The 13,385-nt window shown below is 71.6% G+C and carries 13 protein-coding genes; 1 reads left to right on the forward strand and 12 read right to left on the reverse strand.

The genetic code is table 11. The annotated features are described in order from the left end of the window. Nucleotides 1-4: 4 nt before the first annotated feature. A complete protein-coding gene (locus tag C0010_RS13970; RefSeq protein WP_105567707.1) occupies nucleotides 5-472 on the reverse strand; it encodes an OsmC family protein in 468 nt (155 codons plus the stop codon). 52 nt (nucleotides 473-524) lie between these two features. Between C0010_RS13970 and C0010_RS13975 the strand changes: the two genes are divergently transcribed. Next, the gene (locus C0010_RS13975) at nucleotides 525-1,520 is read left to right on the forward strand and encodes an asparaginase (protein WP_105567708.1); all 996 of its coding nucleotides are present in this window, start codon (nucleotides 525-527) and stop codon (nucleotides 1,518-1,520) included. Nucleotides 1,521-1,567: 47 nt separating this feature from the next. Here the strand turns inward: C0010_RS13975 and C0010_RS13980 are convergent, their stop codons facing one another. The 11 genes from C0010_RS13980 to atpB all read right to left on the reverse strand — a co-directional run bounded on the left by C0010_RS13980 (nucleotide 1,568) and on the right by atpB (nucleotide 13,284). Then, nucleotides 1,568-4,729, reverse strand: a complete 3,162-nt coding sequence (locus tag C0010_RS13980; protein WP_105567709.1) for an FtsK/SpoIIIE domain-containing protein — start codon at nucleotides 4,727-4,729, stop codon at nucleotides 1,568-1,570. A 98-nt stretch (nucleotides 4,730-4,827) separates the two neighbouring features. Then, on the reverse strand, nucleotides 4,828-5,658 hold the full coding sequence (locus C0010_RS13985; RefSeq protein ID WP_232531968.1) for a PP2C family protein-serine/threonine phosphatase: 831 nt from the start codon (nucleotides 5,656-5,658) through the stop codon (nucleotides 4,828-4,830). 106 nt (nucleotides 5,659-5,764) lie between these two features. Further along, nucleotides 5,765-6,529, reverse strand: a complete 765-nt coding sequence (locus C0010_RS13990; RefSeq protein WP_324999386.1) for a YaaA family protein — start codon at nucleotides 6,527-6,529, stop codon at nucleotides 5,765-5,767. Then, nucleotides 6,526-6,786, reverse strand: coding sequence for a F0F1 ATP synthase subunit epsilon (locus C0010_RS13995; RefSeq protein ID WP_105567712.1), 261 nt, complete (start codon nucleotides 6,784-6,786; stop codon nucleotides 6,526-6,528). Before C0010_RS13995 ends, C0010_RS13990 begins: the two co-directional genes overlap by 4 nt. A gap of 2 nt (nucleotides 6,787-6,788) precedes the next feature. Then, nucleotides 6,789-8,240, reverse strand: coding sequence for a F0F1 ATP synthase subunit beta (gene atpD / locus C0010_RS14000; protein WP_105567713.1), 1,452 nt, complete (start codon nucleotides 8,238-8,240; stop codon nucleotides 6,789-6,791). A gap of 35 nt (nucleotides 8,241-8,275) precedes the next feature. Then, the gene (locus C0010_RS14005; protein ID WP_105567714.1) at nucleotides 8,276-9,181 is read right to left on the reverse strand and encodes a F0F1 ATP synthase subunit gamma; all 906 of its coding nucleotides are present in this window, start codon (nucleotides 9,179-9,181) and stop codon (nucleotides 8,276-8,278) included. A gap of 12 nt (nucleotides 9,182-9,193) precedes the next feature. Next, complete coding sequence (gene atpA, locus C0010_RS14010) at nucleotides 9,194-10,837, reverse strand: F0F1 ATP synthase subunit alpha (RefSeq protein WP_105567715.1); 1,644 nt, start codon at nucleotides 10,835-10,837, stop codon at nucleotides 9,194-9,196. 62 nt (nucleotides 10,838-10,899) lie between these two features. Continuing rightward, entirely contained in the window at nucleotides 10,900-11,685 is a 786-nt protein-coding gene (locus tag C0010_RS14015; protein ID WP_105567716.1) for a F0F1 ATP synthase subunit delta, read from the reverse strand. Then, the gene (locus tag C0010_RS14020; RefSeq protein WP_105567717.1) at nucleotides 11,685-12,236 is read right to left on the reverse strand and encodes a F0F1 ATP synthase subunit B; all 552 of its coding nucleotides are present in this window, start codon (nucleotides 12,234-12,236) and stop codon (nucleotides 11,685-11,687) included. The genes C0010_RS14015 and C0010_RS14020 overlap by 1 nt, the downstream gene beginning before the upstream one ends. Nucleotides 12,237-12,267: 31 nt before the next feature. Continuing rightward, complete coding sequence (gene atpE, locus C0010_RS14025; protein WP_105567718.1) at nucleotides 12,268-12,504, reverse strand: ATP synthase F0 subunit C; 237 nt, start codon at nucleotides 12,502-12,504, stop codon at nucleotides 12,268-12,270. 42 nt (nucleotides 12,505-12,546) lie between these two features. Next, nucleotides 12,547-13,284 (reverse strand): F0F1 ATP synthase subunit A, encoded by a 738-nt coding sequence (gene atpB, locus C0010_RS14030; protein WP_105567719.1) that lies wholly within the window; start codon nucleotides 13,282-13,284, stop codon nucleotides 12,547-12,549. Between the last annotated feature and the right edge of the window lie 101 nt (nucleotides 13,285-13,385).

The following is a 13,385-nucleotide window of genomic DNA, read 5'->3' on the forward strand; positions in this document are numbered from 1 at the left end:
GCGCTCAGCCGACGGTCACCGTCGGCGCGACCGTCACGGGGAAGCTGACCGAGTTCGCGATGAAGCACCACTCGTGCGCGTCGTCGTGGGCGGCGAGCGCCCCCTCCCGCATGGCCTCGTCCGAGACCGTGACGGCGGGGCGCAGGACGACCGCGCGGAACCGCCCGCCGTCCCCCGACTGCTCGAGCACACCCTCCGCCTCGTCGGCGTAGCCGGTCACGACGACGCCGCGCAGCACGCACGCGCGCAGGTACGACAGCAGGTGGCACTGGGCGAGCGCCGCGAGCAGCAGGTCCTCCGGGTTCCACCGCGACGCATCCCCGAAGAACGGCCGATCGGCGGAACCGGCGATGACGGGCTTGCCGTCGACCGCGAGGCTCACATCGCGCGAGTAGGCGCGCGTGCCCGACGTGCCCTCCCCGAGGTTCCCCGTCCAGGTCGCCGTCAGCGCGTACCGGTGCTCGCTCGCCATGCCGACAGGCTACGCGCGGCACCGCTGCCCCGGGCGGAATAGGCTGGTGACCATGCCTGGAACGCTCTCCGTCGAATCCTCTGTGGAACTCGCCTCCGTCGACCGCGGCGGCTTCGTCGAATCGCGGCACGCCGGCGCGGCCGTCGTGCTCTCGCCGGACGGCGAGGTCGCGCTGGCCCTCGGCGACGTCGACGCCCCCGTGTTGCCGCGTTCCGCCATGAAGCCGTTCCAGGCCGTCGCCTGCGCGACGGCGGGCGCGACGTTCGACGGCCCGGCGCTCGCCGTGTCGACGGCGAGCCACAGCGGCACCGACCGGCACGCCCAGCTGGTGCGGGGCATGCTGCAGGACGTCGGCCTCACGGAGGACTACCTGCGCTGCCCGACGGCCTACCCCGACGACGCGCAGACCCGATCGGAGCAGCTGCGCGACAACGCGCCGGCCTCGCGCATCCGGATGACGTGCTCGGGCAAGCACGCCGCCATGCTCGCCGCGTGCGCCGCGAACGGGTGGGACAAGGAGACCTACCTGTCGCCGTCGCACCCGCTGCAGCAGCACATCCGCGAGACGGTCGAGCGGCTCACGGGCGGCGCACGGATCGAGGCGACGGTGACGGACGGGTGCGGCGCGCCCGTGCACGCGCTCCCGCTGTCGGCGCTCGCGCGCGGCATGCAGCGCATCGGCACGTCGTCGGAGACGTCGCCGTTCGCCCTGCACCGGATCGCCGGCGGGCTCATGCGGGCGACCCGCGAGCACCCGTGGGCGGTCGAGGGGCCCGGTCGGCCCGACACTGCGGCGATCGAGCGCTTCGGCGTGTTCTCGAAGTTCGGTGCCGACGGCGTCCAGGTGATGGTCGCCCCCGACGGCACGACCGTCGCCGTCAAGGTGCTCGACGGCTCGCGCCGCGCGACGTCCGCCGTGGCGCTGAAGCTGCTCGCGAAGGCGGGCGCTCTGCCCGTCGAATCGGTCGCCGACTTCCTCGCCGTGCACCCGCAGTTCGCGATCCTCGGCGGCGGCCAAGAGGTCGGCCGCGTGCGTCCCGTCGTCTGAGCCGCGCGGGCCGGCTCGCTGCGGCGAGCCGTGCGATCCCGGCCGCGCTACGCGGGCAGGGTGACGCGGCGAGGCCGGTCCGCCGGCGTGACGAGCCACGCGCGACCGGCGCGGAGGAGGGCATAGGGCGGCAGCGCGCGCTCCCCCGCCACGGTGCGCAGTTCGTGCGGGCACTCCGCCGCGACGAGCAGCTCGCCGGCGGCCCGGATCTCGCGCAGCAGCCCGCCGTGGCGCAGCCACGCCTCGCCTTCGCCGACCGCGACCAACCGGTCGGTGCCGCCGGCGAGCTCCGCGAGAGGGGTCCCTGCCGGCAGCGCGTCGAGGGCGACGACCCGCACGCCGCGACCCCACACCTCGCCAAGTGCGGCGGCTCGGGCGGCCGCCCCCGCAGTGACGAGCGCCGCGGGCCCGCCGGGGAACCAGGCGGGGCCGGGGCCCCCGGCCCGCGCGACCCCATCGGAGCGCTCGCCGCCCATCCCTCCCGAGGGGCCCGAGGGGCCGGCGCCGTCGCACGGGCGGAGCGCCCGCCGCTCGGCCCTGGTCCTCGCCGGCGCATACGGCGCGCCGCGGCGCGGCGGCCGCACTCGGCCCGCGCCGCCTCCGGCCGCAGGCGCCGCGCCGGCACCCGCGGCCGACGCGCCCAGAGGCGCACCGTCGCGGCCTCCGGTGATCGCGCCTGCGGCCGGCTCGCCCGGCGGCAGTGCGAACTGAACCTCACGACCGCCGAGCTCGGCGCGGCCGGGCGGGCGCGCGGGGTCGAACGCGGCGCCGTCGCCGCCCGCCTGCACGTGGTCGGCGCGTGATGCGGCGCGCAGGAGCGCCCGCCGTTCGAAGCCGGACATCACGCGTTCGACGACGCCCGTCGAACGCGCGGCGGTGACGACGACGAAGCAGCCGGATGCGCCGGCCTCGCGCACCAGCGTCTCCGCCAGGGCCGCGAACTCCTGGGCGTAGTCCGGCGGGAAGCGGTGCAGCAGCGCGTCGAGGCCGTCGATCACGATCGCCGGCGGCGGGTCGTCGACGGCGCGTTCGATCGCGTCCCACGCGCCCTCCAGGTCGCTCGGCACCCGCACGGTTCCGTCGACCTGTGCCGCGACGAGCCGCCCGATCGCCGTCTTGCCCGTGGCGGCCGCCCCGACCACGCCGAGCCCTCGGTCGGAGCGGGGGTCGAGGGCGACGACGGGCTGGCGCTGCACCTCCGGCTCGTCCGCGAGCCCGAGCAAGATGCCGCCCGCACCGCCGTGCCGCGCCGCGATCGCGTCGAACGGCAGCGACTCGGGCAGCGGCGGGAGCCACGGGGCGCGCGGCGCCCCGTTCGCGTGCCGCGCGCCGACCTCGGCGAGGCGCGCGACCAGCTCCGCCCCCGTGCGCGCGATCCGGGCGCGCTCGGGCGTCACGTCTCCCGCGCGCCGCACGAGGGCGAGCCCCCGCGCGTCGGGGGTGCCCGGCAGCTCCGCCGCGTCATCGGCCCCGATGACGGCCCGGCTGTCGGCCGCGTCCGCCACGCGCAGCGACACCCGCAGGGGGCAGTTGGCGACGAGCGCGTCGCGCAGCACTCCGGCAGCGCGCTGCGTGCCGAGTACGAGGTGCATCCCGAGCGCTCTCCCGCGCGCCGCGACATCCGTGAACACGTCGCCCAGATCGCCGTGGTCCTGCAGGAGGGCCGCGAACTCGTCGACGACGATCACGAGGCGCGGCGTGCTGACACGCGGGTCCGCGATGTCGGATGCCCCGGCCGCGGCGATCTCGGCCTCCCGCCGGCGCAGCTCTGCGCGCAGGCTCTCGACGGCGCGCCGCGAACCCGTGCCGTCGAGGTCCGTGATCAGCCCCGTCACGTGCGGCAGCGCCAGCAGCGGCGCGAAAGCCGTCCCGCCCTTGAAATCGGCGAGCAGGAACGTCACCTCCTCCGGGGTTCGAAGCGCCGCGAGCGCGGCGATCCAGGTCGTCAGGAGCTCGCTCTTGCCGCTTCCCGTCATGCCGGTCACGACGGCGTGCGGCCCATCGTGCACCAGGTCGACCGCGACCGGCCCCGCGGCCCCTCGACCGATCGGCACGCGGAGGCCGCCGTCACCGGCAGGGCCACGCTCGCCGTCGCGCCCCCGCAGCCCCTCCGGCGGCACCTGGGCCCCGCTCGCCGGGGCCCCGAACGCCGCGATCAGCTCCGCGAGCCCGACCGGCGGCAGGCTCGCCCCCTCCGCCGCGCCCGCGCGCCGCGCGAGCCCCGCCGCGATCCGCTCGGCCTGCGCGAGCCCGATGCCTTCGACGTCGAGCGGCTCCCCACCCGGCCCGTCCGTCGTGTCGTCGAGGCGCCGCGCGCGGAGCATCCCGCCCCTCTCCAGCTCGAGGACGACGCCGCAGCCGCGGGGAGCATCGACGCCGCGCGCCGTCACCGCGATGCGGAAATCCGCACGTGCCAGGGCCGACGCCGCCTCCCCCGGTTCCCCGCCGGTGGCGTCCTCCTCTCCTCCCGGCAGTTCCGCGCACGCGACCCGGAAGGGCCCCTTCTCGCCGGGTTTCGGCGGCGCCGCTCGCTCCGCCGCGGCGCGGTGCGGGAGCGCGGCCATGGCCCGCTCGTCTCCCGCGAGCACGGTCGTGACGATCAGCTCGTCGGGCGAGGCGCGCAGGCAGAGCTGGAGGAGGAGCGCCCGCGCGACGGCCTGCGCCAGCGGCGCCTCGCCCTGCACGCAGACCCCGCCGGCATCGCGCAGCGGCACCGCCACGGGCGCCGAGCGCACCCACGCCGCCTCGCGGCGCAGGGCGTCGCCCTCCTCCCCATCGCCGCCCGTCACCCGCACGGCGCTGGGAGCGCGCCCCGTTCCGAGCACGAGCTCGCTCGCACCGTGCCGCCAGAGCGTTCTCGCGACCGCGAGCCTACCGGCGTCCGGATGCCGGCGGCACAGCGCGTCGCGTTCGCCGTCGTGCCGCTCGCGCAGTTCGTTCCGAGCTCGCGCGCAGGCCTCGGCGAGCTCTCGGCGCGCCCTGCCCCGGTCCCGGCGCCTCGTGCGCGCGCCGTCGGCGAGCGACCCGAACATCATCAGCGGGCCGAGCACGGCGAAGGCCAACATCATGGCGTAGCCGGTGATGAGCCACATCGCGACGGCGCCGATGACGGGGACGCACGCCGCGACGAGCGGAATCGTGCCGCGCCCCGCCGGTTGTGCGGCCGGCGGCAGCGCGATCGGTTCGTCGGTGCGGGGAGGTGCTGTCACCTCTCCAGCTCAGCGGCCGAGCGGCCGCGGCGGAACGCCGCGAGCGGGTTGTGGATGCACCGCGGCGGGAAGACCCGGATGTGGGCGAGGCCGCGGTGCTATTCGGCTGGCGAGTGCGACGCCTCCGGCGTCTCCGGTTCCGCCGGCGCATCCGGCATCTCGGCGTACACGACGACGATCGAGACGTTGTCGCGCCCGCCGTTGCCGAGTGCGGCCTCCAGCATCGCGGCGACGGCTTCTGCCGGGTCGTCGTGCTCGCGCAGGAAGTGCAGGATCCCGTAGTCGGTGAGCTCCTTCGTGAGACCGTCGGAGCAGATCACGAAGCGATCGCCGTCCTCGACCTCGACGCGCACGTAGTCGGGAACGACCGACTCGCTCGGCCCAACGGCGCGCGTGATCACGTTGCCGTACGGGTGCGTCTCGGCCTCCTCGGGGCTGAGCCGCCCCGCCTGGACCAGCTCCTGGACGAGGGAGTGGTCGACCGTGACCTGCACGAGCTTGTCGTCGCGCATCAGGTACACGCGGGAGTCGCCGATGTTCATGACGACCCAGGAGGCGGGCTCGCTCGTCGGGTCGAGGTAGATGCCCGTGACGGTCGTCCCCGTGCCCTCGTCGGTCGTCTCCGGGTGGTCGGCGATGTCGCGCACGGCGTCCTCGAGGGCGAGCTCCACGCTCTCCGGCGTGATGGGCTCCCCGGCCGCCGCGACGCCGGCGAGGCGCTCGACCGTGACGGCGCTCGCGATCTCGCCGCCGATGTGGCCGCCCATGCCGTCGGCCACGACGAAGAGGGGCCACTCCATCAGGATCGCGTCCTGGTTCACCTCGCGCTTGCGGCCGACATCGGTCACTCCCGCCCAGCGGACCGCGAGTTCGCGACCGGCCCCGAGATCGAAGGTGTGCGAGCGCACCGGGCTCGTCGCGTCGGTCACACGTCCTCCAGATCGTCGGTGTCGTCGCCGTGCGCCGGCGGCGTTCCTCATATCCTAGCCGCGCGACCCGCCCCCGACGCGAACCCGCCCCGCGGCCGAGCGCGCCTCATTCGGCGACGACGAGCTCCGTCTCGCCGCGCGCAGCGCCCGGCCGCATCCGGATGCCGGCGCCGGCCGCCCACGCGATCAGGTCGTCCGCGGTCGCCAGTTCGGGGCGGTCGACCGCGATGCGGCGGGCGAACTCCCCCTTCGCCTTCTTGTTGAAGTGGTTCAGCGCGCGCGTCGAGCCGTCCGCGGTGTCCGTCACGACGCGGACGTAGGTGCTCGCGAGGCCCTCGGGCACGGGCCCGAGCGCGACGTACGCCTGCGAGCGCAGATCGATCACGAGCGGATGCGCCTCGCGCTCCAGCGCCTCGGTCACGGCCGGAGCCCACAGCCGCTTGAGCGGCGGCAGGTCGGGCAGGGAGGCGCCAGCCGCCAGGCGGTACGACGGGATCGGATCGAGCGCGCGGACGGGCCCGAACGGCGCCGTGTGGATGAACGCCCTGGCGCCGAGCCACGCGCGCGCGGGCGCATCGAGGGTCGACGCATCGAGGGCGTCGAACAGGACACCGGTGTATCGGTCGATAGCCGCCATCGTCGGCGAGTGCAGCAGCGAAGCATTGTCCGAGACGGCGGCGGCCCGCTGGCGCTCCGACAGCTTCAGGACGCGTGCGGCGCGATCCGGATCCGCGGCGAGAGCCACGACAGACGCGGCGACGGCCTCGCGCGGGGAACGGAGGGTTCCCAGCGCGAGGCCGTCGACGTCAAGCGGCTCGCCCGATCCGCCTGCCCTCTTCGTCTCGGAAGGGGGCAGCAGGATCGTGGTCAGGAGGCGATCGCCGCGTGGCCCGCGACGATCGTGACCCGATCGGACTCGACCGAGACGAAGCCGTCCTCTGCGGTCGCGGTGACCACGGAGTCATCGGGCTGCGTGATCCGGACGGGGCCATCGCCGAGGATTCCGAGCACGGGCTCGTGACCGGTCATGAAACCGATCTGTCCCTCCGTCGTCGTGGCGACGACGAGCTTGGCCTCCCCCGTCCAGACCTCTTCCTCGGCCGAAACCAGGCTGACCTGAAGCGCCATGATCAGGCGTTCTCCTTCTGGATCTTCGCCCACTGCGCCTCGACGTCGCTGATGCCGCCGACGTTGAAGAACGCCTGCTCGGCCACGTGGTCGAAGTCGCCCTTGACGATCGCGTCGAACGACTCGATCGTCTCCTTGAGCGGAACCGTCGAACCCTCGACACCGGTGAACTTCTTCGCCATGTAGGTGTTCTGGGACAGGAACTGCTGGATGCGGCGCGCGCGGGCGACGACGATCTTGTCCTCTTCCGAGAGCTCGTCGACACCGAGGATCGCGATGATCTCCTGCAGCTCCTTGTTCTTCTGCAGGATCTGCTTCACGCTCGTCGCGACGCGGTAGTGGTCCTCGCCGAGGTAGCGGGGGTCCATGATGCGGCTCGTCGAGGTGAGCGGGTCGATCGCCGGGTACAGACCCTTCGAGGCGATCTCTCGCGAGAGCTCGGTCGTCGCGTCGAGGTGAGCGAACGTCGTCGCGGGGGCCGGGTCGGTGTAGTCATCGGCCGGCACGTAGATCGCCTGCATCGAGGTGATCGAGTGGCCGCGCGTCGACGTGATGCGCTCCTGGAGCACACCCATCTCGTCCGCCAGGTTGGGCTGGTAGCCCACGGCCGAAGGCATGCGGCCCAGCAGGGTCGACACCTCCTGGCCCGCCTGCGTGAAGCGGAAGATGTTGTCGATGAACAGGAGGACGTCCTGCTGCTGCACGTCGCGGAAGTACTCAGCCATCGTCAGCGCCGACAGGGCGACGCGCAGGCGCGTCCCCGGCGGCTCGTCCATCTGGCCGAAGACGAGGGCGGTCTTGTCGAAGACGCCCGCCTCGTCCATCTCGTGGATGAGGTCGTTGCCCTCACGGGTGCGCTCGCCGACGCCGGCGAACACCGACACACCGCCGTGGTCGGACGCCACGCGCTGGATCATCTCCTGGATGAGGACCGTCTTGCCCACGCCGGCACCGCCGAACAGGCCGATCTTCCCACCCAGGACGTACGGGGTGAGGAGGTCGATCGACTTGATGCCCGTCTCGAACATCGTGGTCTTCGACTCGAGCTGGTCGAAGTTCGGCGCCTTGCGGTGGATCGGCCAGCGCTCGGTGACCTCGAGCGTCTCGCCCTCGCCGAGGTTGAGGACGTCGCCCGTGGCGTTGAACACCTTGCCCTTGGTGATGTCGCCGACCGGAACCGAGATCGGCGCACCGGTGTCGCGCACCTCCTGGCCGCGGACCATGCCGTCGGTCGGCTTCAGCGAGATCGCGCGGATCACGTCGTCGCCGAGGTGCTGCGCGACCTCGAGAGTGATCTCGGTGGTCACGCCGCCGACGGTCAGGTCGGTCTTCAGCGCGCTGTAGATGTCCGGAATCGAGTCGTGCGGGAACTCGACGTCGACGACCGGCCCCGTGACGCGTGCGACGCGCCCGACGACCGCCGTCGCGGCGTCAGCCGTAGCGGTAGGAGTCATGTTGTCTCTTCCTTCTTGGGAAATCTTGCGGCCGGTCAGGAGGCCAGCGCGTCGGCGCCGCCGACGATCTCCGCGATCTGCTGGGTGATCTCGGCCTGGCGCGCGTTGTTGCGCAGGCTCGTGTATTCGGTGATGAGCTTGTCGGCGTTGTCGCTGGCCGCCTTCATCGCCTTCTGCGTCGCCGCCTGCTTCGCGGCGGACGACTGCAGGAGGGCGTTGAAGATGCGGCTCTGGATGTAGACCGGCAGCAGCTTGTCGAGCACGACCGATGCCTCCGGCTCGAACTCGTACAGCGGGAACACCTCGTTCGAGTGCGCCTCGTCGGCACCGGCCTCATCGGCCTCGACGACCTCGAGCGGCAGCAGCCGGATGGACTCCGGCGTCTGCGTCATCATGCTGACGAAGCGGTTGTAGACGACGTGGATCTCGTTCACGCCGCCCTCCGACTCGTCGAGCACGTAGGCGTCGAGGAGGGCCTGCGCGATCTCCTCCGCGTTCTCGAACTGCGGCACGTCGGCGTCGCCGACCCACTGCGCCGCGCTCGCGATCTGCCGGAACTGGAAGTAGCCGACCGCCTTGCGCCCGAAGAGGTAGAACACGACGTCCTTGCCCTCGGAGCGCAGCAGCTCGGCGAGCTCCATCGCCTCCTTGATCACCTGGGAGTTGAAGGCGCCCGCGAGGCCGCGGTCGCTCGTCATCAGCAGGATCGCCGATCGCGTGGTGGTCTCCGGCTCGCGCGTGAGCACGTGGTCGACGCCGCTGTGCGTCGCGACCGCGGAGACGGCCCGCGTGACCGCGCGGGAGAAGGGCGACGACGCGCGCACGCGCGCCATCGCCTTCTGGATCCGCGAAGCCGCGATGAGCTCCATCGCCTTCGTGATCTTCTTGGTCGTCTGAGCAGAGGAGATCCTCTGCTTGTACTCCTTGAGTTTCGCGCCCATGGTGTGCTCGGCTTACGCCTTGCGGCCCTTGACGATCTTCTCCTGGCCGACGTCCTCGTGGTCGGCGGAGCCGATCTGCTCGTTGCCGGGCGCCGACAGGCTCTGGCCCTTGCCGCCCTGGAACTCGAGGATGAAGTTGTCGACGACCTTCTCGAGCTCGGCCTTGGTGTCGTCCTCGAGCTTGCCGACCTTCTTGAGCGTGCCCAGGATGTCGGTGTTGCGGCGCACGTGGTCGAGCAGCTGCGACTCGAACCGGAGCACGTCCTCGACGGCGATCGTGTCGAGCTTGCCGTTCGTACCGGCCCAGATCGAGACGACCTGCTCCTCGACGGGGTACGGCGAGTACTGCGGCTGCTTGAGCAGCTCGGTCAGGCGCGCACCGCGGTCGAGCTGGCGGCGCGAGGCCGCGTCGAGGTCGGATGCGAACATCGCGAACGCCTCGAGCGCGCGGTACTGGGCGAGCTCGAGCTTGAGCGTTCCCGAGACCGACTTGATGTGCTTGATCTGAGCATCGCCGCCGACGCGCGAGACCGAGATGCCGACGTCGACCGCCGGGCGCTGGTTCGCGTTGAAGAGGTCGGACTGCAGGAAGATCTGGCCGTCGGTGATCGAGATCACGTTGGTCGGGATGTAGGCCGACACGTCGTTGGCCTTCGTCTCGATGATCGGAAGACCCGTCATCGAGCCGGCGCCCAGCTCGTCCGAGAGCTTCGCGCAGCGCTCGAGCAGGCGCGAGTGCAGGTAGAAGACGTCGCCGGGGTACGCCTCGCGGCCCGGCGGACGGCGCAGGAGGAGCGACACGGCGCGGTAGGCCTCTGCCTGCTTCGACAGGTCGTCGAACACGATCAGGACGTGCTTGCCCTGGTACATCCAGTGCTGGCCGATGGCCGAGCCTGTGTACGCCGAGATGTACTTGAAGCCGGCGGGGTCCGAGGCCGGAGCGGCGACGATCGTCGTGTACTCCATGGCGCCGGCGTCCTCGAGCGCGCCCTTGACCGACGCGATGGTCGAGCCCTTCTGGCCGATCGCGACGTAGATGCAGCGCACCTGCTTCGTCGGGTCGCCCGACTCCCAGTTCTCGCGCTGGTTGATGATCGTGTCGATCGCGAGAGCGGTCTTGCCGGTCTGGCGGTCGCCGATGATGAGCTGGCGCTGGCCGCGGCCGACCGGGATCATGGCGTCGATCGCCTTGATGCCCGTCTGCATCGGCTCGTGCACGCTCTTGCGGTCCATCACGCCGGCGGCCTGGAGCTCGAGCTCGCGCTCACCGTCGAGGTCGGTGATCGCGCCGAGGCCGTCGATCGGGGTGCCGAGCGGGTCGACCACGCGGCCGAGGTAGCCGTCGCCGACCGGGACCGAGAGGACCTTGCCGGTGCGGGTGACCTGCTGGCCCTCCTCGATGCCGGTGAACTCGCCGAGCACGACGACGCCGATCTCGGTCTCATCGAGGTTCTGCGCGAGGCCGAGGGTGCCGTCCTCGAACTTGATGAGCTCGTTGGCCATCACGCCGGGGAGGCCCTCGACGTGGGCGATGCCGTCAGCAGCGTCAGTGACGGTGCCGACCTCCGTCGCATCGGAACCGGTCGGCTCGTATGCGGCGGCAAAGTCCTTCAGCGCATCCCGAATGGCGTCGGGGCTGATTGCGATGTCTGCCATCTTCTTCCTTCGTGTTGTGGAGCCATCAGGCCCCGAAGCCTCCGCCGGAGCGGCAAGTCGTGTCAGCTGGCCAGCTTGTGGCGCAGGTCGGTGAGTCGCGTCGAGATGCTGCCGTCGATGATGTCGTCGGCGACCTGGACCCGGATGCCGCCGACGACGCCGGCGTCGACGACCTGGTTCAGCGCGATGTCGCCGCCGTAGATCTTCGAGAGCGTCGCGGCGAGGCGCTCCGCCTGCACCGCGTTCAGCGGCGCGGCCACCGTGACGGTCGCGACCGTGCGGCCGGCCTGCGCCGCGACGATCGAGATCGCCTCGCGGAGCACGGAGCGCACGCGGCGGCCCCTGAGCGACCGGACGAGCTCGGCGACGATCAGCGTCGACGCAGCGCTCGCCTGTCCGTCGATGAGCTTCTCGATGAGCGCGGCCTTCCCCGCGGGGTCACCGAGCGTGCCGCCGAGCGTGAGCTCGAGCTCCGCGTTCTGCGAGACGACGCGCGAGACGTCGAACAGCTCGCGGGCCACGTCGGCGGACGGCTCGCTCGACGCCGCCGCGCGGATCGCGAGCTCCTCGAGCCCGTCGACGAGGTCGCTCGTCGACGACCAGCGCTGGAGCGCCGCCGCCTCGACGACCGCGCGGGCGGTCGCTCCGAGCTGGCCGAAGACCGCGGCGACGAGCGCCTTGCGCGCCTCGGGCGAAGCGGCGGGATCGGCGAGCGCGCCGCCCAGATGCGACGACCCTGCCGTCGTGCGCGCCGCTGCGAACAGGTCGCGCGCCGCGGCGAGGTCGAGGCTCTGCTCGGCGAAAACGTCGGACGTCGCCGCCAGAGCCTGAGTGGACGCGCTGCCCATTACTTGGCCGCCTTCTCGGACGCTTCGAGGTCGGCCAGGAAGCGGTCGACCACCGACTGCGCCTTCTGGTCGTCGCTCAGCGTCTCACCGATGACGTTGCCCGCGAGGTCGAGGGCGATGCCGCCGACCTCGGTGCGCAGCGACACCATGGCCGCCTGGCGCTCGGACTCGATCTGCGCCTGAGCGGATGCCGTCACGCGGTCCGCCTCGACGGTGGCCAGAGCCTTCGCCTCGGCGACGATCTTCTTGCCGTCCTCGTGAGCCGTCTCGCGGATCTCGCCTGCCTCGCGGCGGGCGTCGGCGAGCTGCTTGTTGTACTCGGCGAGCGCGGCTTCGGCCTCCTTCTGGGCGGCGTCGGCCTTCTCGATGTTCCCCTCGATGGCGGCCGATCGCTCGTCGAGCATCGCCGTCAGGCGAGGCAGCGCGACCTTCCAGACCACCACGAGGATGATGATGAAGCAGACCGCCGACCAGATGATGTCATAGTAGGCCGGAAGCAGCGGGTTCGGAGCCTCTTCTTCCGCGGCGACCGTGACAAGAGCGTTCAGCATCCTGTCTCCTTACGTGTCAGCGACGGATGGATCAGTAACCGAAGATGAAGCCGGTGGCGATGCCGATGAAGGCGAGCGCCTCGGTGAAGGCGATACCGATCCACATCAGAACCTGCAGGCGGCCGGCGAGCTCGGGCTGGCGCGCGACCGACTCGATCGTCTTGCCGACGACGAAGCCCACACCGATGGCCGGGCCGATGGCGGCGAGACCGTAGCCGACCGTGGCGATCGAGCCGTTGACCTCAGCGAGAACCATAGAAGCGTCCACTGGATTTTTCCTTTCGTAGGGCGGCGCGCGTAGGACGCGCCGTCAGTGCTCTTCCGCGACCGCGAGCTGGATGTAGACCGCGGTGAGGATCGTGAAAACGTACGCCTGGAGGAAGCCCACCAGGATTTCGAAAGCCGTGAAGGCGAACCCGAAGGCGAGGGTGCCGGCGCCGAGCGCCGTCCACCAACCGCCCATCGTGAAGAAGAAGAACTGCGTCGCCGAGAAGAACAGCACCAGCATGAGGTGGCCGACGATCATGTTCATCAGGAGTCGGAGCGTCAGCGTGACGGGCCGGATGATGAAGGTCGAGAGGAACTCGAGCGGCGTCACGATGATGTACAGCGGCAGCGGCACGCCCGGCGGGAACAGTGCGTTCTTGAAGAAGCCGCCTGGGCTCTTCTTGATGCCCGCGTAGATGAACGTGACGTACGAGATCACGGCCAGCAGCAGCGGAACGGCGATCACGCTCGTGCCCGCGATGTTGATGCCGGGGATGATGCCCGTCAGGTTCATGAACAGGATCATGAAGAACATGGTCGCCAGCAGCGGGACGAAGCGCTCCCCGTCCTTGCGGCCCAGCAGGTCGTGCGCGATGCCGCCGCGCACGAAGTCGAAGCCCATCTCGACGATGCTCTGGCCGCGGGTGGGGACGACGCGCATGCGGCGCGTGCCGACGACCAGGATGATCACGAGCACGGCCGTCGCGATCAGCTGCGCGAGGTTGATGCGCGTGAACTCGAACGATCCGATCTGGAAGATCGCCGGAGGGAAGAAGTCCATGATCGACGGGGGGTGGAATTCCCCTCCGTTTTCGGCAGAGGCGATCAACGTCACGGCGTTTGTCAACGTGTGGCTCCGACTTCATCGCGCCGGTGCGCGCA

The sequence above is a fragment of the Microbacterium halophytorum genome (assembly GCF_002970975.1).
Lineage (GTDB): Bacteria > Actinomycetota > Actinomycetes > Actinomycetales > Microbacteriaceae > Microbacterium > Microbacterium halophytorum.